This window comes from Halorubrum gandharaense, from assembly GCF_054654575.1.
The window spans coordinates 1,669,109-1,690,702 of record NZ_BAAIET010000001.1; the positions used below are offsets into that span (position 1 = coordinate 1,669,109).

A 21,594-nucleotide genomic window follows, 5' to 3' on the forward strand; every position below is an offset into this window, starting at 1 on the left:
CCACCCGAAGACACTTTTCCCGACCCCGTGAACACGACGGCGTGTTCCACGGCACCCCCGACTGCCCGGAGTGCGGCAGCCGGTTTCTCACCTTCCGGGTTCGGATCCCCTCGGGAAACGTCCCGGCGCCGGACATCCGCCTCTACCGCTGTTACCGGTGTTTTGCGAAGTACACGAAGGAGGACGCCGAGGAGGGAGCCGACGGCGGGACCGGCGATGACGCCGGCGCTAACACGGACGGCCACCCCGAGCACGGCGGCCCGCTGGCGGTCACGAACGTTGACCTGTCGCTCTCGGCGGCCGGGTCGAAACACGCCGTCGACCGGTTCGAGGTCGCCGTCCGCAACGACGGGGCCGACCCGATCCGCGTCTCGCGGGCGGCCCTCGCGTTCGACGACGGCGAGGAGGCGACCACGGCCGTCGACGACGTTGTGGTCGATCCCGGGGAAACGGTGGAGATCGCGCTCAACAGAAGTTGGGTCCACCCGGATCAGGAGACCGTGACGCTCCGGCTAACATCCGAGGGGAAAACCGTCGGCGCGACGCGGATCGACCTCGACGAGTATCGGTGAGGCAGGTCCGTTGAAGTCACCTTGAGGAGACAATTTCTGACCCGGATGTGGTCTATGCAGACTCCCCGGTGAGTGACCTCGGGAGTAGGTGTGTCAGGTGGGTGGATGAGAGTTCTATAAGTGGGACGGTGGTGGTGGTGTGGATCTTTTATGAGTGGCTTCTGGGGTGAGAACGACGGCGAACGCCTCCAAAGCCCCAGCCGGCGACGACTCGCGCGGCTTGCTGCGCTCCTCGTTCGCTACGCTCACTGCGGTGCTTGCTGCGCCGGGCTTCGTCCTCGCCGGCTGCCCCTTTGAGTCCCACCCGACCGCACAGCAACCGCACCTCACACCTCCCCAGCCTCGGCAGACGGCCGCCGACGGGAAACCGCTCCGCCGGCGGCCGCTGCCTCCCTCGCGCGCCGCCGAGCGCCCGCTGGGCGCTCGCCGGGCGCGCCACCGCACCGCATCTTTGTTTATAAGCAGCTGTCGAAACCACTCTCGGACGTTTATATACCAAACCACCAACGTGCCACGCCGGCGAGTTCGCTCGTTAGTCCCGGAAGTATGCCTCGTCTTCGAACGGCTCCTCCTCGCCCTCCACGGCGAGCACGTCGAGTGCGGTCACCTCGGCGCCAACGCCGAGCGCGCCGGCGAGACTCGGCTCGGTTCGGCCGTCGTCGCCGGAGATCAGCTCCTTGATGTAGAGGCCGCCGGCGCCGTGGACCTCCACGACGGCGTTGCGGGCGTCGACCAGCTCGCCGGTCACCTCGTACGCCTCGCGCTCGCGAGTGAGGTTCGCGCGACGGTGGTCGACGCGGTTCGGGGTGTACTGCTCGATGGTGGCGCCCGAGAGCGCGTCGACTGCTTCGGCGAGTTCCTCCTCAGTCACGTCCTCGTCGAACTCGACCTCCGCGCGGTAGCGCTTGGAGGCATCGTGCCCCTTCACGCGTGCGACCATGTCGTACGTCGCGAGGCGAAGCCCCTCGACTTCGACCGCGCCGTCGGCGAGCGCGTTGATGTCCGCCTGGAGCTGCTCAGTGTCGACGCGCCGGCGCGCCGGCTCCTCGACTTCGACCACGAACGGGCGGCCGGTGCCGAGCATTCGGGCGTCCACATCCTCGCGACCGGCGCCGTGGAAGACGGCCTCCGTGCCGTCCATCACGTCCTCGACGATGGGCGCGGTGTACCCCTCGACGCTGTCGTCGTAGAGGTAGCCGGAGCCGCCACAGTGGTCACACGGCTCGCGTCCCTGCCGGCCGGAGCCGTGACACTCGCGGCAGGGCCACTCCGTCTGCGGGATGTCCCGCTCCAGTTTGCGGTAGCGTCCGTAGACGAACGTGGAGTTCACCTTCGCGTCCAGCTCGTCCTCGGCGAGGTCGATGGTGAACTGGACGTGCGGGCGGTCGAAGGAGACCTCCGCACCCGTGAGCGTCCCGAACCGCTTGCCGACCTCGCGGTTGAACTCTGATTTGAACGGCTCGCCGGCGTCGTCGTCGAGGCCGGCCTCCTCCCGGAGCAGTCGCTCGTTCTCCTCGACCAACGGCGGCGGTCGGGTGCCGACGTTGTAGGTGGCGAACTCGACGCCCTCGACGGCGTCGGCGGCGCGCTCGGCCCACTCGTCGAAATCCGCGCAGTAGCCCTCACACACCCAGCAGTCGGCCGTGTCGGGTGCCTCGTAGTCGTCGTCCTCGCGGAGGGCGAGCGCGACGCGGAGCCCCTTGCCGCGCTCGTCGTTGCCAAGTCCGAAGCTCCGGTCGGCGACGAGACGACCGAGACAGGCGTCACAGACGGGGCCCGTCGCGGTCGCGGCGTCGGCGACCTCCAGTACGTTCATACCTGCACAAGCGGCGCACGCCGTAACTGTCTTACTAAAAAGGGGCCGCCGGCGAGCGCGTACGTCGTGACGACGCGGCGGTTCAGCGCGGCTCGCGGTCGTCGCGGCTACCGCGCGCGTCCCCGCGGGGATTGCCTCCAAGGTCGCCGACGTCCTCCACCCGCTCCTCCTCGACGGGGATCTGGTGGGCGGAGTCGGCGAAGCCGGCCGAGAGGATCCGGGTCATCCCCTCCTCGACGGACTCGCCCGTCTCCTCGATCCGCTCCGGCTCGACCTCGATGACGAACCCGGAGGTGATGTTCGGCGCGGTCGGCATGAACAGGACGATCTTGCCGTCGCGGGTCTTCTTTCCGGTTTTAAAGGCGGTCATCCGGATCCCGGCCCACGTCTCCAGATAGACGGGGCTCTGGAGCTCGTCGGTGCCGGAGAGGGCCGTCTCGGCGGCGAGCTTCGAGGCGTTGTACACGACCCGAAGGGCCGGAATGCGGTTGATCGCGTCGTCCATTCGCTCCTCGGCGAGACGCCCGAGCGTCGTGCGCATGAAGTAGCCGACGGCGAGCACGAGCGTCGTGAGGACGGCGACCGCGATCACCACGCGGGAGAGCGGCTCCAGCGGGGCGGGGATGAACTCGGGCTGGAGCGCCTCGATCAGCGGCAGCGAGGCGATGTGGCGGTAGATCCAGCGAAGAACGAGCGCGAGGACCAGCAACGGCGCCAACACGATGAGCCCGCTGGCGAAGTCGCGCTTCCACGTGGACATCTATCGAATACGTATGTGAGGGCGTGCCTTAAGAGGGCTTCTACGTGTCGCCAGCGGAGCCCGTTGGGGACGGTTTCGGGCCGTCGGACGCGGCTGCGGACCGCCGGTCCACGCGCCCGCCGGCGGGCTCACCGACCCAGCACGGCCCGCACCGCGAACAGCACGTTCTCCTTGCGCTCACGAACCCGGCGCCAGAAGTACGAGAGCCACTTGTCGCCGTAGGGGGCGTACTGCCACACTTCGACGCCCTGCGCGGCGAGGTCGCGCTGGGCGTCCTCGCGGACGCCCATCAGCATCTGAACCTCGTAGTCGGTGCCGAACTCGTCGCCAAGACGGGTCGCGAGCGACACCATCTCCGGGTCGTGGCTGCCGATCGCGACGCCGCGCTCGCGGTGCTCGAAGAGGAACTCGATGTCGGCGCGGTACGCCTCGTCGACGCGTGCCTTGTTCTTGTAGGCGATCTCGGGGTCCTCGTCGTAGGCGCCCTTCACGATCCGGATCTTGCCGGGGACATCGACGACGCGCTTGAGGTCCTCGCGGGTGCGCTTGAGGTTCGACTGGATGCACTGGCCGACCGCCCACGGGTAGTCCTCGGCGACCGCCTCGAACACGTCGAGGGTGGCGTCGGTGGTGTCGGCGTCCTCCATGTCACACCAGACGAACTGGTCGCGCTCGTGGGCATACGCCACGATCTCGCGGTAATGCTCCTGAAAGAGGTCCTCGGAAACGTCGATGCCGATCTGTGAGGGTTTCACCGAGACGCAGGCGTCAAGGTCGGTCCCGGCGATGTCGTCGATCAGGTCCTTATACGCGTCCACGTCGGCCCGCGCGTCGACGGGGTCGTCGTAGTGCTCGCCGAGCAGGTTGAGGATCATCCGCACGCCGTCCTCGTTGTACGTCCGAGCGTGGTCGAGCGCCTCGGCGGCGCTCTCGCCCGCGACGAACCGGCGCGCGATGGGCGGTATCATGGAGGCTGATAGTTGGCCGGACGCCTTTACCGTTGCCAATTTTTGCCACAACCCGGCAGCAACCGCGGACCGCCGGCCACCCGATCGGCAGCGACCGCGAACCGCCGGCGCTCGCACGGATTCGCGTGCGCCCCGGGGATCCGGTCCTTATTAAACCCTCTCGGGCGTTGGCCGGGTATGGTCGGTTCGCTCGTCGCGACGGCGTTTTGGGCGATGTTGCCCGCGTACGTACCGAACAACTTCGCGGTGCTCGCCGGCGGTGGTCGTCCCATCGACGGCGGCCGCGAGTGGAACGGCAGCCGCGTGCTCGGTGACGGGAAAACGTGGCGCGGCACCGCGGCCGGCACCGCCGCCGGCGTCGCACTCGCGCTGCTACTTAACGCGATCCACGACCCCGTCTCCGCCGCGCTCGGCGTCACGCTCCCGACGTTCCCGCTCCAGGCCGCACTCGGGCTGGCGCTCGGGGCGATGATGGGCGACATCGGCGCCTCCTTCATCAAACGGCGGTCGGGCCGCGAGCGCGGGGCGTCGTTCCCCGGGCTCGACCAGCTCGACTTCGTCGTCGGTGCGCTGCTGTTCGCGTTCGTCGCCGCGCCGAGCTGGGCGCTGGAGACGTTCACGCTGCCCGTGCTCGCCGTCATCCTCGTGATGACGCCGGTGTTACACGTGACGACGAACGTGATCGCCTACAAGCTCGGCCTGAAAAACGAGCCGTGGTGACGCGATGAGCGAGGACCACGACGCTGGCGGGGATACCGCCGGGACGCTCGACGGCGAATCCGCACCGCTCGATGACCAGCTGTGTGTGACCGACTGCGAGCGCTGTCCGGCGCTCGTCGAGTCGCGCAGCCGGATCGTCAACGGCGTCGGTCCGACCGACGCCGACCTGCTGTTCGTCGGCGAAGGCCCGGGCGCCACCGAGGACGAGCGCGGCGAGCCGTTCGTGGGCCGGTCGGGCGACGTGCTCGACGAGGCACTTCGGGACGCCGGGCTCGCGCGTCCCGACGTGCGGATCACCAACTGCGTCCGCTGCCGCCCGCCGGAGAACCGTGACCCGCGAAGCGAGGAGCTGGCGAACTGCCGCGGCTATCTCGAGACGGAGGTCGACCGCCTCGACCCCGAGCTCGTCGTCACGCTCGGGAAGGTTCCGAGCGAGCACCTCCTGAAGCGTGACGTGGCGATCACCGGCGAATCCGGCGACGTGGTCGACGCCCGGATCGGCGGCGCCGCCCGGCGCGTCCTCCTCTCGGTCCACCCCGCGGCGACGCTGTACGACCGGAGCCAGCGTGAGGGGTTCTTCGAGACGATCGCCCGCGCCGCCGAGCTCGCCGGCGCGACCGAGGGCGACGGCGGCCAGTCGCGACTCGGCGACTACTGAGTGGAGCGTGAAGCCATCAGACGGTCCGAGGGGGCCCCAACTACCCTCCATCAACCGTCGAACGCACGTCTCCGAGGTATCGGCACCGGCAAAGATCGTCAGGGTTAATGTTGATCTGGATACGGTGAAACACCACTCCTTGGAGTTTGTGAGGGGATTACAGGGGAGTTCTCGGTAGGGAACATAGAAAACCATTTATTATGTGAGGAGAAGTTTTCCCCATGTCCGACAACAGGTGGTCGGCGAACCGGCGTACGTTCATCAAAACAGCAGGAGCCACGGGAGCCGTGGCCCTCGCAGGGTGTACCGACGGTGACGAGGGGTCCAACGGCGAGACGGCGGGCGACGCCGACGACACCACCGAGGTTGAGTTCATCCTCAATCCGGCGGAGTCGAGCGTCGACATCGTCGAGCAGTACCAGCCGCTGTTCCAGTACATCGAGTCCGAGGTCGACGTCGACATCGAGCCGAACCGCGCCGCCGACTATTCGGCGACGCTCCAGTCGATCCGCAGCGGGAGCGGCGAGATCGCGGACATCTCCCCGTCCGCGGCGATCGCCGGCCGGGAAGCCACCGACATCATCGGGATGCGCATTCAGTTCGGTGCTGCCCAGTACTTCTCGCTGATCACGACGACGATGGACAGCGGGATCGAGTCCATCGACGACCTCGGCGGCGAGGAGGTCGCGTTCGGCGCGACGATGTCCGTCTCCGGCACGCTCGTGCCCCTCGCCTACCTGAGCCGCCAGGGCTACGACATCGGCGACGCACCACAGAGTGACGCCGAGGACTTCCAGGCGACCATCTCCGGCGACCACGACCGCGCCGCCGAACAGATGATCAACAACCCGGACGTCGGTGCTGCCGCCACGGGCGCGTTCACGACAGCCGACCGCATCAGCCAGGACCAGTTCGACGAAATGTCCGAGGAGTTCGGAGAGGTCTCCGCGGAGTACCCCGGCGCCGGCGAAGCGATCGGCGACGAACACGAGGAGCTCCGTCTGCTCGCAGTGTCGGACCCGATCCCCCGCGCACCGCTCATCTCGCGGTCCGACTGGGAGGACCCCGTCCGCGAAGAGATCGAGGACGTCATTCTCGACGTGACTGAGGAAGACCTTCAGCACGGCGACGACTACGACGGTGAGCCACTGTGGTTCACGGGTGTCGAGCCCGCCGAGTTCTCGGATTACGACCCGATTCAGGACACGATGGACGAACTCGGCCTCGAGTTCGCCGACCTCACGTAACGCATACTACCACTCTCCCTTTCAATTCTTATGAGCAGCATCAAAGTCGACAATCTCCGGAAAGAGTACGGGGAGACCGTCGCACTCGACGACGTCTCCTTCGAGATTCCCGACGGCGAGTTCGTCGTCGTGCTCGGCGTCTCCGGCTCCGGGAAGTCGACCCTACTTCGGTGTCTCAATGGTCTCACAACGCCAACCGACGGCGAGGTCTCCATCGACGGCACGCCCGTTACGAGCCCGCGGGACGACATCGCGATGATCTTCCAACAGCACAACATCATCGGTCAGATGAGCGCGTACTCCAACTCGCTGACGGGCTCGCTGAATCGTTCCGACTTCATCACCAGTCTACTGCAGTTGCAGGACCGCGAGGAGAAAATCCGTGCACTCGAGGCGCTCGAAACCGTCGGTCTCCTCGACGAGGCACAGCAGCGTGCCCGGCAGATGAGCGGAGGGCAACAGCAGCGGGTCGGCATCGCCCGGGCACTGGTGCAGAACCCCCAAGTGCTGCTCGCCGACGAGCCCGTCGCCAGTCTCGACCCCGGCAGCGCCCAACAGGTGATGGGCTACCTCCGGACCGCCGCACAGGAGCGTGGCCTCACGGCGATGATCAGCCTCCATCAGGTGAACCTCGCACGCAAGTTCGGCCAGCGTTTCATCGGGCTCCGACACGGTGAGAAGGTGTTCGACGGCTACCGCGAAGAGTTCACGATGGATGTCATCGACGAGATCTACGGCGGCATCGACACCGAAGGGATGTTCGCCGAGGACGAGGGCGACGACGTCGCCGGCGACTCCGAGGGCGTGACACGAACCGAGGGCGCGGAGGGTGCCGTCTGATGAGCGGCGACGACGCCACCACGATCGACGCCGACGACGCCGACGACGCCAACCGTATCGAGGAGCGGTTCGAGCGGATCAAGCACTCTCGCCGGATCCGCGCCGTTGGCGCCGTCGTGCTGCTGTTCGCGATCGGCTTCATGTTCGTGCAGGCACTCAGTGCCGTCAGCATCTTCGACGAGGGATACCAGTGGGGGTTCTTCGGCGAGTCACTGAGTGACTTCTTCCCGATCACGATGTACTTCGGGTTCCTCCCGTTCCTGGACTTCGGCGCCTACTGGACGTTCATCTCCGAGAACAGCCTGATCTTCGACGCCGGCGACGCGAGCACGCTGGTTACCGACCCGATCGGGTTCGTGTTCGACGGGTCGCTGGGGATCTTCTCGATCTTCGGCGAGGCGGGAGTCACGCTCGCGATGGGCTTTGCCGGCACCATTCTCGGCTTCCCGCTCGCGCTGCTTTTCGGCGTTCTGGGCTCCGAGCGCGTGACGCCGTTCCCGTTCAACTTCATCTTCCGCGGGACGATGTCCTCCATCCGCGCCATCCCGGCGCTGGTGTGGGCGCTCATCTTCGTTCCGTTGGCTGGTCTCGGACCGGCGACGGCGACGCTCGCCATCGCCACCGACACCATCGGAAATCTCGGCCGTCTGTTCACGGACGAGCTCGAAGAGATCGAGGAAGGACCCATCGAGGCGATGCGCACCACCGGCGCGAACAAGCCGCAGATCATCGTCTTCGGGATGCTCTCGCAGGTGACCACGCCCTTCATCGCGTGGACGCTGTACATCTTCGAGATCAACGTCCGGATCGCCGTCTCGCTGGGTATCATCGGCGCCGGCGGACTGGGACAGGTGCTGGACGTCCAGCAGGGACTGTTCCAGTTCACGAACATGATGGCGACGATCCTCGTCATTCTCGTTCTCATCATCTCCGTCGAGATGGTCAGCCAGCGGACCCGCGCACATCTCCGAGCGGATACGGAGTCGAAAGGCTTCATCGAGATGGTCCGCGGCTTCCCGCAGCGGATGGCCGAGTCGCTGTTCAAGTAAGCGCCATCCACGCACCGCGGCGTCGTTTTTTCCCGGCCGACCACCTGCCACAAGGGAAACCGACTTTTCGGTCCCCCTCCGAGAGGGTGTATGAGCACTTTCGAGCCGCCCGAGGAGACGCTGGCGGACATCGCCGTGGTCGACTACGGGCTCGGCAACCTGCGGTCGGTTACCCGCGGGCTGGAGCGCGCCGGCGCGAGCGTGGAGATCACCGACGACCCCGAGACGTTCGCCGCCGCGGACGGTGTCGTCCTCCCCGGCGTGGGCGCGTTCCGCGAGGGGATGGAGAACGCCGGCCCGCTCCGTGAGACGCTGGTCGAGCACGCCGAAGCCGGGCGCCCACTCTTCGGAATCTGTCTCGGAATGCAGATGCTGCTCACCACAAGCGAGGAGGCCGATCACGCCGGCGAGGGCGAGGTGACCGGGCTCGACCTGATCCCCGGCACCAACGTCCGTTTCGACGTGGACCGCAAGGTACCCCACATGGGGTGGAACGAGCTGGAGATCATCCGCGAGCACCCGGTCGTCGAGGGGGTCGACGGCGAGCACGCCTACTTCGTCCACTCCTACTACGCTGCGCCCGACGACCCCGAAGCCGTGGTGGCGACCGCCGACTACGGCGTCGACTTCCCCGCGGTCGTCGCCAACGAAGCCGGCAACGTGTTCGGCACGCAGTTCCACCCCGAAAAGAGCGGGGAGACGGGGCTGCGCATTCTGCGCAACTTCGTCGACTACTGCGCGGAGCGGTAAGCGCGGACGCTTTTTGTCGCGCGGACCGTACCCCACCCCATGCGCGCCACGCTGGAGACGCTCGCGGTCGTCCTGCTCGTCGGGCTCGTCCAGCTCCTGCTCGGGCTCGTGGGACTCGGCTACGCGTTCGCGCTCGCCGCGCCCCTCACGACGGCGCCGTGGACGCTCGCCACGAGCGTCTACGCGCACGGCTCCACCGGCCACCTGCTCGCGAACGCCGTCGGACTGCTTCTCGTCGGCCCGCTCGTCGAGCGCCACACCACACGCACCCGGTTTCACGCGTTCGTCCTCACGACCGGCGCACTCGCCGGCGCCGCCCAGGTGACCCTCGGAGGGCTGATCGGCCCCGCGCCCTCCGTCCTCGGTCTCTCGGGCGCCGTCTTCGCGCTCGGCGGCTACCTGCTCGCCGGCAACGTCGCCAGTGCCACGCTGTTCGACCGGCTGCGGCTCTCCGGCCGGGCGCAGCTCGCGCTGTTCGCCGCCGTCGCCGTCCTCCTCACGCTCGTCACCGCCGCGCCCGGCGTCGCGCTCATCGCGCACGCCGTCGGCGCCTTCCTCGGACTTGCCGCCGGGCGCCTCCGACTGCTCTCTGCCGGCGTGTGAGCGGGTACCGGGGAGGGTTCCGAAAGGTAAGGTACAAGTACGGACGGCGGTTTGAATGGAGTGAGGGCTCGTAGATCAGTGGCAGATCGCTTCCTTCGCAAGGAAGAGGCCCGGGGTTCAAATCCCCGCGAGTCCATCTAAATTTTACTCGATACCGCATGACTGCGGAGCGGCAAGTCCGTCCCTCTCGCGGAGCTTTAGCTCTTTAGTATATAACCCGAATCGCAACCTCGCTGAGAGGGTTCGACACCCGTCGTGGCGGACCGTGTCGTCGTCTCGTTTCGTCCGCAATGGTTCACGCGACAACCCCCGAACTGCCGGGGGATTCGACGACACCTAACCGGTTAGGCAGGGAACATAGGAGCGGCAGTACCGTAGCGTGGATACTGGGGCAGTTCCCAGTGACCTGTCAGAGGTACGCGGCCGTCACTCTCCTTGAGGTTCGAGAACACCGCTGGACCGGGCGCTCGGCGAGCGCCCGCCGAGCGCTTATACCGTGTAGTCCGCCTCCTCGGGATCGTCGACGACCTCCACGCCGCGGTTGTTGATCGCGTAGGGGTCGAGGTTGATCTCCTGCATGAACTGCTTGTAGAGGCGCTCGGCGGTCTCGCCGTCCTTCTGTTTGTCGGAGGCGTGGTCACACAGTTCGAGGATGTTCTCGGGCACGTCGTTCTCGTGGACGATCCAGTGGTTGATCGTGTCGGAAAGCCGGCGGATGGGCGAGGTGAAGTGCCCGTAGATGTCGAAGTTGAGCGCGTGGTGGCCGCCGAACGGGTCGTTCATGTACTTCGCGCGGGGCATCACCTTCAGCACCGCCCGCTGGATCTTGTTGAGCTGGCGGTCGGGTGCGGTTTCGAGCGCGGCGTTCACCGCCTTCCGGGGGTCGTCGCCCCACGCCTCACCGGGGATGGAGACGGAGTCGAGCTCCTGGATCTCCTTGAGCGCCTCGTTCCACTGGTCGGGCGTCGGCTGGGGGTGGACGCGGTACATCGCCTCGACGCCGCGGTCCCACATCAGGGTGTGCGTGACGGCCTTGTTCGCTTTGAGCATGCACTCCTCGATGATGGTGTGTGCGCGGTCGCGGCTCGGGTTCAACACGAGCGAGCCGTCCGCCTTGCGCTGTTCGTGCATGCGCTCGGCGAGCTCGTAGGCGAGCTCGTTCTCCTCGCCGAGCGGGAGCGAGGGGTCCTCCAGCCGCTCTTCACACTCGGAGTAGGTGAGCCGCTCGTCGGAGTTGATGACGGACTTGTAGATCTGGATGTCCTCGAACGAGAGCGTCTCCTCGTCGAGCTCCATCTCGACGGTGTGTGCCAGTCGGTCCTCGTTGGGGACGAGCGAGCAGACCGTCTCGGCGAGCACCGGCGGGAGCATGTGGATGGTGTACGCCGGCAGGTACACGGTGTTGGCGCGCTCGACGGCCTCCTCCCACATCTGGGTGTCGGGCGTGACGTAGTGGGTCACGTCGGCGATGTGGACCCACAGCCGGTAGGCGTCCTCCTCGCGCTCGATGGAGATCGCGTCGTCGAAGTCCTGTGCGTCGACGGGGTCGGTCGTCCAGGTGGTGAGATCACGGAGGTCCTTGCGGTCGTCGATCTCCTCTTGGATCTCCTCGGTGACGCCCTCGGTGCGGGCTTCGGCTTCGCGGAGGACGGCGGGCGGGAACTCGTCGCGGATCTCGAACTCCTCGAACAGCTCCTCGCGTTTTTCCGCGAGCTGGTCGGCTACCCCTTCGGTGATCGTCACGGGCCCTTGGTCCTCGGCGGATCCGGGCTTCGGCTCGGCATCGTCGCTCATACGCGCCATAAAACGGGGCGTTAGAAAGGCCTGTCGGGGGACGGGGCGGGCCGCCGTCCCCCCGACACCCCGTCGACACGCTACCGGTCGCGCTCCGACCGGCGCCCCTCGTCGGCGACGGCGTCAGCGTAGCGGGCGAGGAACTCCTCGCGCGAGAGGCCGTCGGACTCGAACGAGACGATGAGCGACTCCAGGCCGTCGCGGGGCTGGTGACAGAGCTCGTCGTCACAGTCGGTACAGAGGTATTCGAACTCCTTGTCCCGCCGGTCCCAGCGGTTACCCTCCTTGTCGTACTCGCGGGCGTCCTCGCGTAACACCGAGTCGCCACAGGCGATGCAGACGACGGTTCGTCGATCCCGGCTTCTCCGGGCGCGCCACATGGGCGTACACTGTCGCCCCCGGCACTTAGCGTTTGGTTCGCGACGGACGTGCGTCCGCCCAGCGTCGGACGACTTCGGACACGTTCGCACGCGCGCGCCGGCGTCCGCAGCGCGGCCCACACCCGCGCAGTGACCACACCCCGCAATCCGGAGCGGTCCCTTTATCGGCCGAGCCATCGACATGACGGGCATGCAGGTCAAATCCCGGCATCATCTCCGCAGCGACGAGATCAACGCGATCCGCGAGGCCGTCGCGGACGGACTCGGCGTCGACATCGACGGCGACACCTTCGAGCTGGTCGAGTTTGAGGGGTCGAGCCCGGATGTCGTCCTCGTCGACGGCGACCCGGTCGTGTTCTACCCCGAGGAGGAGGAGCCGTTTCTCACCGTCCGCGGGGCCAACGAGTTCGACCCCGAAACGGGCGTCGTCACCGTCGACGCCGGCGCGATCTCGTTCGTCTCCAGCGGCGCCGACGTGATGCGCCCCGGCATCGTCGAGGCCGACCGGTCGATCCGAAAGGACGACCTCGTCGTGATCGCCGAGGAGACCCACGGGAAGGTGCTCGCGGTCGGCCGCGCGATGGTCGATGGCGACGAGATGACCGGCGAGGAGGGGAAGGTCGTCGAGTCGATCCACCACGTCGGCGACGACCTCTACGAGTTTGCCGTCTGAAGCGGGTCGCCCCGCCTTTTAAGCGCCCGCCGGCCGTCGCCTTCGGTGATGACACGGCTTCGGGTACTGAGCTACAACGTTCGCTACGCCAACGAGGCCGACCACCACGACGTCTGGCCGTCGCGCCGCGACGGCGTCGCCTCCCTGGTCCGGTTTCACCGACCGGCCATCGTCGGGTTTCAGGAACCGCTGCCCGAGCAGCGACGCGACCTTCGCGAGCGACTCCCCACCTACGAGTTCGTCGGCCGCGGTCGTCGCGCCGACGGCGAGGGTGAGGGGTGCCCCATCGCCGTCCGCCGCGACCGTCTGACGATCCGGGATTCGGGAACGTTCTGGCTCTCGGAGACGCCCGACGAGCCGTCCGTGGGCTGGGACGCCTCGTATCCCCGCATTGCGACCTGGGCGCGCGTTGCGCCCCGCGATGAAGACGGGAACGGCAAAGGCGACGGGGACGAGGGCGACGCGTGGCTCGTCGTCAACGTCCACTTCGACCACGTCGGCACCCGGGCCCGCCGCGAGTCGGCCCGGCTGCTCCGCGAACGCGCCGCCGACCTCGCGGACGGCGACCCGGTCGTCGTCTGTGGCGACCTCAACGCGACGCCCGACAGTGAACCCCATCGAGAGCTCACCGACGGCGACCTGCAGGACGCCGCCACAACCGCCGACCTCCGCCACGGCCCGCAAACCAGCCTCACCGACTTCGAGACGCTGATCGACGGTCGGCGAATCGACCACGTGCTGGTCAGCCCACGGGTCGACGTCGACGCGTTCGCGACGCTCGCGGACCGCGACGACCGGGGACGCTATCCCTCCGACCATCTCCCGGTGCTCGCCAAGCTCCGGGTGTAGACGGCAGGGATCTGGAACTCGGGGGAACACCGCCGACGACCGACCGATTCTTGAGCGCGCACCACGGACGGGAACGTAATGGACGGACCCCTCTGGATCGACGAACACGCGCCCTCGCTCGCGGAGATCCGACAGGACGACGCCCGCGACCGGCTGGAGCGCGCCGTCGACGAGCCGATGAACCTCGTCGTGCAGGGGCCGCCGGGCGTCGGAAAGACGGCGGCGGTCCGCGCGCTCGCCCGCGAGTCGCACGCCGACCCCGACAACGACCTGATCGAGATCAACGTCGCGGACTTCTTCGACCGGAGCAAAAAGGAGATCCGCACGGATCCTCGATTCGAGGGGTTCCTGGAGGGGCGCAGCCGGATGGCGAAACGCGACATGATCAACCGCGTGCTCAAGGAGTCGGCGGCGTACGCGTCGATGTCGGGCGAGTACAAGACGCTCGTGCTGGACAACGCGGAGGCGATCCGCGAGGACTTCCAGCAGGCGCTCCGGCGCGTGATGGAGAAACACCACCGCACGACCCAGTTCGTCATCACGACCCGCCAGCCCTCCAAGCTGATCGCCCCCATCCGGTCGCGCTGTTTCCCGGTGCAGGTGCGCGCGCCGACGACCGACGAGACGATCGACGTGCTGGAGACGGTCTGCGAGCGCGAGGACGCCGACTACGACGACGACGGACTGGAGTTCGTCGCGAGCGCGGCGGGCGGCGACCTCCGCGAAGCGCTGTTGTCGGCACAGACCACCTACGTCGAGGGCGGCGAGATCACGATGTCGACCGCCTACGAGACGCTCGGCGAGGTGGGCGACGACGACGCGATCCGCGAGGCGCTGGCGTCGGCGTCCGCCGGCGACCTGAAGGAGGCCCGCAAGACCCTCGACGACCTCCTTGATGAGGGGTACGGCGGCGACGAGCTGTTGCGCGAGATGCTGCGGGTCGCCCGCTCCGGGTCGGAGTACGGCGGCGACGAGCTCGCCCGCTTCCACAAGCTCGCCGGCGACGCCGACCTCGACCTCGTCGACGGGCTCGACGCCCGGCTCCACCTGATGCACCTGCTGGCGTCGTGGGGCGCCGGCCGAACCGATCTCCGGGCACCCTTCCGGGAGTCCGCGGAGGCCTGAGATGTCGCCCCCGTCGCCCCCGCTCGGACGACTGCTTCCGTTTCCCGTCGTCGACGACGCCTGGCGACTCGCTCGCGTGCCGGGAATCCTCGGTGCCGCGCTCCTCCCGCTAGTTCCGGTCGTCGGGCTGGCGCTCGTCGGGGTCGCGCTCGGCATTCTCTGGTTCCATCGGAACCCGGACCGCGTCCCGCCGGATGACGGCGTGGTCTCACCCGCGGACGGCACCGTCTCGGTGGTCCGCGAGGAGGGGAACCGGCTCCGCGTGGGCGTCTTCATGAACGTCACCGACGTGCACGTCAACCGCGCGCCTCTGCCGGGGACGGTCCGGGAGGTTCGCCACCGTCCCGGGGCAAACCGTCCCGCCTTCTCGAAGGAGTCCGAACACAACGAGCAGCTGGTCGTCGACTGCGGGAAGTACGAGCTGCTGTTGATCGCCGGCTGGTTCGCCCGGCGCATCCACCCGCATGTGGAGCCCGGCGACCGGGTGGACCGCGGCGAGCGCGTCGCCCACGTCTCGTTCGGCTCGCGTGCCGACGTGGTGTTCCCTCCTGACGTGAGCCGCGAGGACCTGCTGGTCGCGGAGGGCGACGACGTGCGCGCCGGCGAGACGATGTTGGCGACCCGCGAGAAAACCACTGCTGGGGAGTAGAATTATACCCGGTCCGCCCCACTCGTTCCCATATGTCCGAGGAACCCGTACACGAGTCCAGTGAGCCGCGCAGCCGACAGGGAATCGCGACGTTCTTCCGCCGGCTGGCGCGGCGATTCCGCGCCGGCGAGCCCGTGCCGGCCGACGACGAGGCAACGGTCACCCTGGAGCCGTCGGCGGAGGCCGATCTCGACGTGGAGCTCACCGACGACGGCGAGAACGTGACCCTCTCGATGGACGTGACGCTGCCCGCATCCGAGGCGGCCGTCGACACCGAGGCGTCCGCCAGCAAGGCCACCTTCGAGGTGTACGAGGACGATGCCGGCGACTACCGCTGGCGGCTGGTCCACCGCAACGGCAACATCATCGCGGACGGCGCGGAGGGCTACTCCGAGAAGCGTGACGCCAAGAACGGGCTGGAGAGCGTCAAGCGCAACGCCCCCGGCGCCCACATTATCGACCTCTCGAAGGACGAGGAGGAGCCGGTCGAGGGCGGAAGCAACGCCGTCTTCGAGCTGTACGTCGACGACGCCGGCGACCCGCGCTGGCGGCTGGTTCACGACAACGGGAACATCATCGCTGACTCCGGCCAGGGCTACTCCTCCAAGCAGAAGGCGAAGCAAGGGCTCAACAGCGTGAAAGAGAACGTCCCGGGCGCCGAAGTCGTCGAGAGCGAGGAGTGAGCACGGAGTAAGCACGAGTGATCGAGGCCGGTCAGCGGCGACCCGCCTGCCCGTCTCCTCTTCGCGCCGCTTAACCCCGGGGCCTGCAACCGTCCGTTCATGACGAAGGCCTTGGAGGTCGACGGCCTCCGGAAGCGGTACGGCGACGTGCAGGCGCTCGACGGGGTGTCGCTGTCGGTGCCCGAGGGCTCCTTCTTCGGGCTGCTCGGGCCGAACGGGGCGGGCAAAACGACCTTTATCAACGTGCTCGTCGGACTCGCCCGCGCGTCCGGCGGCGAGGCCCGGGTGTTCGGCCACGATGTCGAGGACGACTATCGGCTCGCGCGTGACCGGATCGGGCTCGCCCCCCAGGAGTTCAACGTCGACCGCTTCTTCCCCATCCACGAGGTGTTAGAGCACAAGGCGGGCTATCACGGCGTCCCGCACGATGAGGCCGCCGCGCGCGCGGAGCGCGCCCTGAAGCAGGTCGGCATCTACGACAAGAAGGACACCCGCTTCGACTGGCTCTCCGGCGGGATGAAACGCCGGTTCATGCTGGCGCGGGCGCTGGTCACCGATCCGGACCTGCTCATTCTCGACGAGCCGTCCGCCGGGGTCGACGTCCAGCTCCGGCGCGACCTGTGGGACCTCGTCACCGAGCTCAACGAGCAGGGGACCACCGTGCTGCTCACCACCCACTACATCGAGGAGGCCGAGCGGCTCTGTGACGAGGTCGCCATCCTCGATGCGGGACGCGTCGTCACCGTCGCGACGCCCGAGGAGCTGATGGACCGCGGCGCCGACCGCGTCGTCGTCACGCTTCGGGAGCCGCCGGCGACGGACCGGTCCGTGTTCGACGCCGTGCCCGACGACGACCGCGTCGAGGAGGTGTCCCTCGACGGCGACCGGCTCGTCGTCACCGCACGGCAGGGCGGGCTCGTCGCGCCGGACATCGTCCGAAACCTCGACCGCGCCGGGCTGACGATCCTCGACATGGAGATCAGCCGGACCTCGCTGGAGGAAGTGTTCGTCGAGATGACCCGCCACGAGGCTGGCTCCGACGACGGGGTGGAGCAATGATCGGCGTCCCCAAAACCGTCGACCTCACCGGCTTTCTCACGCTGACGAAACGGGAGATACTCCGGTTCCTCCGTCGCCCCCGAAACACGTTCGCGCCGCCGTTCATCACGAACCTGCTGTACTTCTCCGTCTTCGGCGTGATCCTCGGTGAACGTGTCGGCACCATCACGGGCGTTCCGTACATCCTCTTCATCCTCCCCGGGCTGGTCGTGTTGGGCGCGGTGTCGAACGCCTTCGAGAACGCCTCCTTCTCCATCTTCCACGGAAGATGGAACGAGTACATCCACGAGGTGCTCACCTCCCCGCTGTCGTACACGGGGATGGTGCTGGCGTACATCCTCTCGGCGGCGATCCGTGGCCTGCTCGTCGGCGGCCTGATCGCCGTGCTCGGCTGGGGGATCATCACTGGACTCTACCAGCCGGTTCCGGTCGAGGAGCCGCTGGTCCTGCTGGCGTTTCTGGTCGTGATCACGCTGCTGTTTGCGGCGCTCGGCGTGATCGGCGGCCTGCTGGCCGAGGACTTCGACGACCTCACCGTGATGAACCAGTTCATTCTTCGGCCGCTCGTCTTCTTCGGCGCCGTCTTCTACTCGCTGGAGGACCTGACGCCGCTGCTCCGTGACATCTCCCTGCTGAATCCGATGGTGTACATGGTCAACGGCGTTCGCTACGGCTTCCTCGGCGTTGCGGAGGTCGACCCTTGGTTCTCGCTTGCGGTGCTGTCCGGCGCGGCCGCCGCGGCCGTCGCCGTCGACGTGGCGCTGTTCCGGCGCGGCTACGGGCTGACGGACTGACGGACTGACTGACTGACGGTGCCCGCCTGCGGTCCGAGCGGCGGCTGTTCGGGTCGACGGCTGTTCGGATCGGTCGCTATTCGGGTCGGTCTCCACCCGCCACGGACCGCACCGCTTATTCGCCGCCCGTTCGTCCGTTGGACCGAACACGATGGACGCGCTCCACGCCAAGTACCCCTTCTTCGAGGCCGCCCGCGGCGCCGTCGCCGAGGCGTCGGTGTCGCTGCCGGAGCTCGTCGCCGCCGAGGCGCCCGCCGTCGAGCGCGCCCGCGAACGGGTGGAGCGCGCCCTGATGGAGGGCACCGTCGAATCCGAACGCGGCGCCTTCGCCGCCGACTCCGAGTACGACGCCCAAGCGGAGCTGTTGTCCTACCCCATCGCCCGCATCCTGGTCTCGCTGCTTGACTCCGCGCCCGCCATCGAGAAGTACGCCGCCGCGGAGGCCGCGACCGCCGCCGAGCGCTTCCGCGAGGATTTCGAGACCGAGGCCGACGCGCTCCAGTCGGTGTCGGTCGCCGCCGTCGACCTCGACGACGTGCTCCGGGAGTTCGACCTCGCGGGCGCCGTCCGCCCGGAGCCGATTTCGGGCTCGCGTGAGCCCACCCACTACCGGATGACCGTCGGCCCGTATCTCCGGCTCACCTCCCCGTCGTGGGGCGAATCGTGGCGACTGGTGAACCGCGAGCTGGACGCCGGCGAGGTGCGGGTCGAACGCGAGGAGCTGCTGCACGCGCTGGAGGCCGCCGTCGAGGAGCGCGTGCTGGAGGGGCTCCCCTTCGAGCTGGAGGCCGGCACGGGGATCGCCGCCGAGCTGGAGTCGCAGGTGGCCGACCTCAAGCGCCTGCTCTCCGAGCGGGCCCACGTCGGCCCCATCGACGTGGTGGCGCCAGAGCTGTTCCCGCCGTGCATGACGAACCTGCTCGACCGCGCCGAGCGTGGCGTCGAGCTCGACGCCCACGAGACGTTCGCGCTGATGGCGTTTCTCACCGGCATCGGAATGGACGACGACGAGATCGTCGCCTTCTGTGCGGACTCCAGTCTCGACGCCGAGGCGATCCGCTATCAGACCCGGTATCTCCGCGACGACCGCGGGACGCAGTACCCGCCGCCGACGTGTGAGACGCTGTCGAACTACGGCATCTGTCACAACGAGGACGAGCACATGCGCGTCGCGGCCGACCCGCTGGCGTACTACGAGACCAAGTTGGAGGAGGCCGACGACGTCACCGACTGGCGGGAGGAGCACGACATCGACTCGTCGGGTGAGGAGAACGGAGCGAAGGAAGACGCAGCCGAAAGCGGGAGCGAAAGCGAAGAACGGGCGGAGAAAACGGCCGAGGAGTAGTCCGGAGCGGCCGCAAGCCGGCCCGTCGTCACTCGTCGTCGTTCGTGCGGATCAGGTACGCGCCGACGAGCGCCTTCAGGAGGATGAAGCCGACGAGTAGTCCGACGAGCGCCAGCGCGCCGTCCTCGCTCAGTCCGGTGGGCTCGCCGAACGTGGTGCCGATAGCGACGAGTCCGGCGACGAAAACGGCGGCCGCCAGCATGGAGACGGTGATCTGCCGACGGAGCTCCGCGTCGATTTCCATGCACGAGGGTACCCAACGCCGCTAAAAAAGGTCTTCGAAGGGTCGCTCGGCTTTTCCGCCGGTGAGGAGGACGGAATTCTGCCCTCCACACGCCGCTCGCGCCCGAAAACCCCAGTTTCGGCCGTGTGCTTAACCGTCCCCATCCCCTCTCTCCACACGAAGCGAGGGGCATCCTCGACCCACCCATCATGTCGAACACCGACGACCCACGCCCGACGCCAGGCGACGACCACCCGACACCGCCCGTTTCACCTGCAGCGGCGCGACCGGGTGTGGGTGAGGGGGATTCCTACGATGGTAATGCCCCAGACGGCCACTCGGACCCCGAACCACCCGAGGACCGGAGCGGACGAGCGCGCGCGGAGCCGATGACGGTGCGACCCCTCCGCGACCGGCGGTACGTGGTGGAGACCGACGGCGGCACCTACGTCGTCGCGCTCGACGCGGGCACCTGTACCTGTCCCGACCATGCGATCAGGGACTCGCGGTGCAAACACCTCCGGCGGGTCGCCATCGAGGTGACCGAGGGCACCGTGCCGGCGCCAGACGAGCGCGTCGGCGTCTGTGCCGTCTGTGGCGTCCGGACGTTCGTCCCGTTCGACGCCGCCGGCCCCCAGCTGTGTCCCCGGCACGGATTCGCGCGCGGCGAGGCCGTCCGCGACCGCGAGACGGACAAGCTCCTCATCGTCACCCGGGTCACCGCCGAGCGCGCCGACGCCTACACCACCGACGAGGGGCGCCCCATCGCGGACTACCCGACCAACGCCCGCTACGGCGCCCACGAGCCGGTCGTCGAGGCCGTCTACGTCGACTCGCTGCGCCCGACGCGGGGCGTCGACGACGCCCGGCGCTACGGCTTTCCGGCCTCGCGGCTGCTCGCCGCCGAGACCGGGTCCGGCGAGAACGAAGGCGAGCCCGCAGACGTGAACGACGACTGAGCGAAGGGACGACGAAATCGCGGGACCGCCCCCGGGAATTCGCAGTTTTCACTTTTCAAGTGGCGCGCCCGCGAGCGCCCTATTAAGGGCGCGAGCCGGAGCGCGAGGGAGGCGGGCGCCCGCCGGCGCTGCGTTGCGGTCCGCCGGCGGGCGCTCCGCCGAGGCTGGGGAGGCGTGAGGTGCGGTTGCGGTGCTGTGCGGGGGCGGGACTCAAAGGGGCAGCCTGCTCCGGGAAGACGGCCGACCGTAGCACCGCAGCGAACGAAGTGAGCGAGGAGCGCACGGAGGCCCTCAACCGGAGCAGGCTGGGGCTTTGCAGGTGTACACCGTCGTTCTCACCACTCAAACCGCTTATAAGGAGCCGACTGGGGCTTTGGCGGTCCCCTTTACCGTGATAGTCGTCGTTCCAACTGCATCAACCACTTATAAGACGTCCAGTGCGTCCTCGACGGGCATGTGGCCGTCGCGGACGTTCTCCAGGATGGCGCGGCGCTCGGCGTCGGCGTCGTCGCCGTCCTCCCCCCCGTCGCCACCCTCACCACCGCCTCCACCAGCACCACCCCCACCGTCGCCGCCCACCTCGTCGAGCGTCACCTTCCGAGTGTCGCCGACGAACTCCGCGAAGTCGGTGCCGTCCGCGAGCGCCGTCTCCTTTTTGACGCGGTAGGAGCCGGCGTCCGTGGTGTAGAGGTCGCCCGGGTGGAAGAAGTACCAGTCCTCGCGGTCGAAGCGCACGGCGATCCGCGCTTTCGCGCCGAAGTTGCGGGCGAAAAACAGCAGCGCCTCGACCTCCTCGCCGGTGAGGTAGATCGGGTCACCACTGCTCGACTTCGCCTCGATCGCGTAGAAGCGCTCGCCGTCGCCCGCGAGCACGTCCGGCAGTTCGCGTTCGGTCGCGGCGCCGCTGGCCGGCGCGCGCATCACGGCGAAACCCGCCTCGTCGAGCGCGTTGACGAGCTCGCGCTCCCGGCGATCCCCCTTGCGGTTAGCGGACATCCGCGTCCTCACCCGATTCGGTCATTGTCACTCCGTAGTCGGGTGGTCCTCAAAAGGACCGCGGACGGCGATTCCGCCGGAC

Annotated in this window: 24 protein-coding genes and 1 tRNA gene; 18 read left to right on the forward strand and 7 right to left on the reverse strand. The window is 68.0% G+C overall.

Annotated elements, in window-relative coordinates; translation table 11 throughout:
• The first annotated feature begins 41 nt into the window (after positions 1-41).
• Entirely contained in the window at positions 42-572 is a 531-nt protein-coding gene (locus ACYQ07_RS07960) for a hypothetical protein (RefSeq protein ID WP_459879592.1), read from the forward strand.
• 532 nt (positions 573-1,104) lie between these two features.
• On the opposite strand, the gene ACYQ07_RS07965 is transcribed toward ACYQ07_RS07960, so the two are convergent.
• The 3 genes from ACYQ07_RS07965 to ACYQ07_RS07975 all read right to left on the reverse strand — a co-directional run bounded on the left by ACYQ07_RS07965 (position 1,105) and on the right by ACYQ07_RS07975 (position 4,116).
• The gene (locus tag ACYQ07_RS07965) at positions 1,105-2,388 is read right to left on the reverse strand and encodes a tRNA pseudouridine(54/55) synthase Pus10 (RefSeq protein ID WP_459879595.1); all 1,284 of its coding nucleotides are present in this window, start codon (positions 2,386-2,388) and stop codon (positions 1,105-1,107) included.
• An 82-nt stretch (positions 2,389-2,470) separates the two neighbouring features.
• The gene (locus ACYQ07_RS07970) at positions 2,471-3,148 is read right to left on the reverse strand and encodes a DUF502 domain-containing protein (RefSeq protein ID WP_459879598.1); all 678 of its coding nucleotides are present in this window, start codon (positions 3,146-3,148) and stop codon (positions 2,471-2,473) included.
• A 128-nt stretch (positions 3,149-3,276) separates the two neighbouring features.
• On the reverse strand, positions 3,277-4,116 hold the full coding sequence (locus ACYQ07_RS07975; protein ID WP_459879601.1) for a proline dehydrogenase family protein: 840 nt from the start codon (positions 4,114-4,116) through the stop codon (positions 3,277-3,279).
• A 177-nt stretch (positions 4,117-4,293) separates the two neighbouring features.
• Between ACYQ07_RS07975 and ACYQ07_RS07980 the strand changes: the two genes are divergently transcribed.
• The 8 genes from ACYQ07_RS07980 (at position 4,294) to ACYQ07_RS08015 (ending at position 10,119) form a co-directional block, all read left to right on the forward strand.
• The gene (locus tag ACYQ07_RS07980; RefSeq protein WP_459879603.1) at positions 4,294-4,836 is read left to right on the forward strand and encodes a CDP-2,3-bis-(O-geranylgeranyl)-sn-glycerol synthase; all 543 of its coding nucleotides are present in this window, start codon (positions 4,294-4,296) and stop codon (positions 4,834-4,836) included.
• A 4-nt stretch (positions 4,837-4,840) separates the two neighbouring features.
• A complete protein-coding gene (locus tag ACYQ07_RS07985) occupies positions 4,841-5,494 on the forward strand; it encodes a uracil-DNA glycosylase (RefSeq protein WP_459879605.1) in 654 nt (217 codons plus the stop codon).
• 287 nt (positions 5,495-5,781) lie between these two features.
• A complete protein-coding gene (locus ACYQ07_RS07990; RefSeq protein WP_459879607.1) occupies positions 5,782-6,741 on the forward strand; it encodes a PhnD/SsuA/transferrin family substrate-binding protein in 960 nt (319 codons plus the stop codon).
• Between the two features lie 30 nt (positions 6,742-6,771).
• Positions 6,772-7,581: a phosphonate ABC transporter ATP-binding protein gene (phnC, locus tag ACYQ07_RS07995; protein WP_459879610.1), complete on the forward strand. Its 810-nt coding sequence runs from the start codon at positions 6,772-6,774 to the stop codon at positions 7,579-7,581.
• Positions 7,581-8,630 (forward strand): phosphonate ABC transporter, permease protein PhnE, encoded by a 1,050-nt coding sequence (phnE, locus tag ACYQ07_RS08000; RefSeq protein ID WP_459879613.1) that lies wholly within the window; start codon positions 7,581-7,583, stop codon positions 8,628-8,630. The genes phnC and phnE overlap by 1 nt, the downstream gene beginning before the upstream one ends.
• Before the next feature lie 90 nt (positions 8,631-8,720).
• The gene (gene hisH / locus ACYQ07_RS08005; protein ID WP_459879616.1) at positions 8,721-9,380 is read left to right on the forward strand and encodes an imidazole glycerol phosphate synthase subunit HisH; all 660 of its coding nucleotides are present in this window, start codon (positions 8,721-8,723) and stop codon (positions 9,378-9,380) included.
• Positions 9,381-9,419: 39 nt separating this feature from the next.
• Positions 9,420-9,983, forward strand: a complete 564-nt coding sequence (locus tag ACYQ07_RS08010) for a rhomboid family intramembrane serine protease (protein WP_459879619.1) — start codon at positions 9,420-9,422, stop codon at positions 9,981-9,983.
• Positions 9,984-10,047: 64 nt separating this feature from the next.
• A tRNA-Ala gene (locus ACYQ07_RS08015) sits at positions 10,048-10,119 on the forward strand.
• A gap of 353 nt (positions 10,120-10,472) precedes the next feature.
• Here the strand turns inward: ACYQ07_RS08015 and ACYQ07_RS08020 are convergent.
• Both ACYQ07_RS08020 and ACYQ07_RS08025 read right to left on the reverse strand, forming a co-directional pair.
• The gene (locus tag ACYQ07_RS08020) at positions 10,473-11,777 is read right to left on the reverse strand and encodes a ribonuclease catalytic domain-containing protein (protein WP_459879622.1); all 1,305 of its coding nucleotides are present in this window, start codon (positions 11,775-11,777) and stop codon (positions 10,473-10,475) included.
• Between the two features lie 80 nt (positions 11,778-11,857).
• Positions 11,858-12,157, reverse strand: a complete 300-nt coding sequence (locus ACYQ07_RS08025) for a DUF7562 family protein (protein ID WP_459879625.1) — start codon at positions 12,155-12,157, stop codon at positions 11,858-11,860.
• 190 nt (positions 12,158-12,347) lie between these two features.
• Between ACYQ07_RS08025 and ACYQ07_RS08030 the strand changes: the two genes are divergently transcribed.
• The 8 genes from ACYQ07_RS08030 to ACYQ07_RS08065 all read left to right on the forward strand — a co-directional run bounded on the left by ACYQ07_RS08030 (position 12,348) and on the right by ACYQ07_RS08065 (position 19,334).
• Positions 12,348-12,830 (forward strand): RNA-binding protein, encoded by a 483-nt coding sequence (locus tag ACYQ07_RS08030; RefSeq protein ID WP_459879628.1) that lies wholly within the window; start codon positions 12,348-12,350, stop codon positions 12,828-12,830.
• A 48-nt stretch (positions 12,831-12,878) separates the two neighbouring features.
• Positions 12,879-13,679, forward strand: a complete 801-nt coding sequence (locus ACYQ07_RS08035) for an endonuclease/exonuclease/phosphatase family protein (protein ID WP_459879631.1) — start codon at positions 12,879-12,881, stop codon at positions 13,677-13,679.
• 78 nt (positions 13,680-13,757) lie between these two features.
• Entirely contained in the window at positions 13,758-14,804 is a 1,047-nt protein-coding gene (locus ACYQ07_RS08040) for an AAA family ATPase (RefSeq protein WP_459879634.1), read from the forward strand.
• A gap of 1 nt (position 14,805) precedes the next feature.
• Positions 14,806-15,453: a protein sorting system archaetidylserine decarboxylase gene (locus tag ACYQ07_RS08045; protein WP_459879637.1), complete on the forward strand. Its 648-nt coding sequence runs from the start codon at positions 14,806-14,808 to the stop codon at positions 15,451-15,453.
• A 32-nt stretch (positions 15,454-15,485) separates the two neighbouring features.
• Positions 15,486-16,136 (forward strand): HVO_2922 family protein, encoded by a 651-nt coding sequence (locus ACYQ07_RS08050; protein WP_459879639.1) that lies wholly within the window; start codon positions 15,486-15,488, stop codon positions 16,134-16,136.
• A 99-nt stretch (positions 16,137-16,235) separates the two neighbouring features.
• Positions 16,236-17,195: an ABC transporter ATP-binding protein gene (locus ACYQ07_RS08055; RefSeq protein ID WP_459879642.1), complete on the forward strand. Its 960-nt coding sequence runs from the start codon at positions 16,236-16,238 to the stop codon at positions 17,193-17,195.
• Positions 17,192-17,989 (forward strand): ABC transporter permease, encoded by a 798-nt coding sequence (locus ACYQ07_RS08060; RefSeq protein ID WP_459879644.1) that lies wholly within the window; start codon positions 17,192-17,194, stop codon positions 17,987-17,989. Before ACYQ07_RS08055 ends, ACYQ07_RS08060 begins: the two co-directional genes overlap by 4 nt.
• Before the next feature lie 151 nt (positions 17,990-18,140).
• On the forward strand, positions 18,141-19,334 hold the full coding sequence (locus ACYQ07_RS08065; protein ID WP_459879647.1) for a DNA primase: 1,194 nt from the start codon (positions 18,141-18,143) through the stop codon (positions 19,332-19,334).
• Between the two features lie 28 nt (positions 19,335-19,362).
• Here the strand turns inward: ACYQ07_RS08065 and ACYQ07_RS08070 are convergent, their stop codons facing one another.
• Entirely contained in the window at positions 19,363-19,578 is a 216-nt protein-coding gene (locus ACYQ07_RS08070) for a DUF7472 family protein (RefSeq protein ID WP_459879650.1), read from the reverse strand.
• A gap of 368 nt (positions 19,579-19,946) precedes the next feature.
• On the opposite strand from ACYQ07_RS08070, the gene ACYQ07_RS08075 reads away from it, so the two are divergent.
• Positions 19,947-20,516, forward strand: coding sequence for a hypothetical protein (locus ACYQ07_RS08075; protein WP_459879653.1), 570 nt, complete (start codon positions 19,947-19,949; stop codon positions 20,514-20,516).
• Positions 20,517-20,939: 423 nt separating this feature from the next.
• On the opposite strand, the gene hjc is transcribed toward ACYQ07_RS08075, so the two are convergent.
• Complete coding sequence (gene hjc, locus ACYQ07_RS08080; protein WP_459879656.1) at positions 20,940-21,524, reverse strand: Holliday junction resolvase Hjc; 585 nt, start codon at positions 21,522-21,524, stop codon at positions 20,940-20,942.
• Positions 21,525-21,594: the final 70 nt, after the last annotated feature.

Excerpts from the sequence above, each read along its gene's own strand:
- ACYQ07_RS07965 (WP_459879595.1), bottom strand. The coding sequence starts at position 2,388 with ATGAACGTACTGGAGGTCGCCGACGCCGCGACCGCGACGGGCCCCGTC.
- ACYQ07_RS07970 (WP_459879598.1), bottom strand. The coding sequence starts at position 3,148 with ATGTCCACGTGGAAGCGCGACTTCGCCAGCGGGCTCATCGTGTTGGCG.
- ACYQ07_RS07975 (WP_459879601.1), bottom strand. The coding sequence starts at position 4,116 with ATGATACCGCCCATCGCGCGCCGGTTCGTCGCGGGCGAGAGCGCCGCC.
- ACYQ07_RS07980 (WP_459879603.1), top strand. The coding sequence starts at position 4,294 with ATGGTCGGTTCGCTCGTCGCGACGGCGTTTTGGGCGATGTTGCCCGCG.
- ACYQ07_RS07985 (WP_459879605.1), top strand. The coding sequence starts at position 4,841 with ATGAGCGAGGACCACGACGCTGGCGGGGATACCGCCGGGACGCTCGAC.
- phnC (WP_459879610.1), top strand. The coding sequence starts at position 6,772 with ATGAGCAGCATCAAAGTCGACAATCTCCGGAAAGAGTACGGGGAGACC.
- phnE (WP_459879613.1), top strand. The coding sequence starts at position 7,581 with ATGAGCGGCGACGACGCCACCACGATCGACGCCGACGACGCCGACGAC.
- hisH (WP_459879616.1), top strand. The coding sequence starts at position 8,721 with ATGAGCACTTTCGAGCCGCCCGAGGAGACGCTGGCGGACATCGCCGTG.
- ACYQ07_RS08010 (WP_459879619.1), top strand. The coding sequence starts at position 9,420 with ATGCGCGCCACGCTGGAGACGCTCGCGGTCGTCCTGCTCGTCGGGCTC.
- ACYQ07_RS08020 (WP_459879622.1), bottom strand. The coding sequence starts at position 11,777 with ATGAGCGACGATGCCGAGCCGAAGCCCGGATCCGCCGAGGACCAAGGG.
- ACYQ07_RS08025 (WP_459879625.1), bottom strand. The coding sequence starts at position 12,157 with ATGTGGCGCGCCCGGAGAAGCCGGGATCGACGAACCGTCGTCTGCATC.
- ACYQ07_RS08030 (WP_459879628.1), top strand. The coding sequence starts at position 12,348 with ATGCAGGTCAAATCCCGGCATCATCTCCGCAGCGACGAGATCAACGCG.
- ACYQ07_RS08035 (WP_459879631.1), top strand. The coding sequence starts at position 12,879 with ATGACACGGCTTCGGGTACTGAGCTACAACGTTCGCTACGCCAACGAG.
- ACYQ07_RS08040 (WP_459879634.1), top strand. The coding sequence starts at position 13,758 with ATGGACGGACCCCTCTGGATCGACGAACACGCGCCCTCGCTCGCGGAG.
- ACYQ07_RS08045 (WP_459879637.1), top strand. The coding sequence starts at position 14,806 with ATGTCGCCCCCGTCGCCCCCGCTCGGACGACTGCTTCCGTTTCCCGTC.
- ACYQ07_RS08050 (WP_459879639.1), top strand. The coding sequence starts at position 15,486 with ATGTCCGAGGAACCCGTACACGAGTCCAGTGAGCCGCGCAGCCGACAG.
- ACYQ07_RS08055 (WP_459879642.1), top strand. The coding sequence starts at position 16,236 with ATGACGAAGGCCTTGGAGGTCGACGGCCTCCGGAAGCGGTACGGCGAC.
- ACYQ07_RS08060 (WP_459879644.1), top strand. The coding sequence starts at position 17,192 with ATGATCGGCGTCCCCAAAACCGTCGACCTCACCGGCTTTCTCACGCTG.
- ACYQ07_RS08065 (WP_459879647.1), top strand. The coding sequence starts at position 18,141 with ATGGACGCGCTCCACGCCAAGTACCCCTTCTTCGAGGCCGCCCGCGGC.
- ACYQ07_RS08070 (WP_459879650.1), bottom strand. The coding sequence starts at position 19,578 with ATGGAAATCGACGCGGAGCTCCGTCGGCAGATCACCGTCTCCATGCTG.
- ACYQ07_RS08075 (WP_459879653.1), top strand. The coding sequence starts at position 19,947 with ATGACGGTGCGACCCCTCCGCGACCGGCGGTACGTGGTGGAGACCGAC.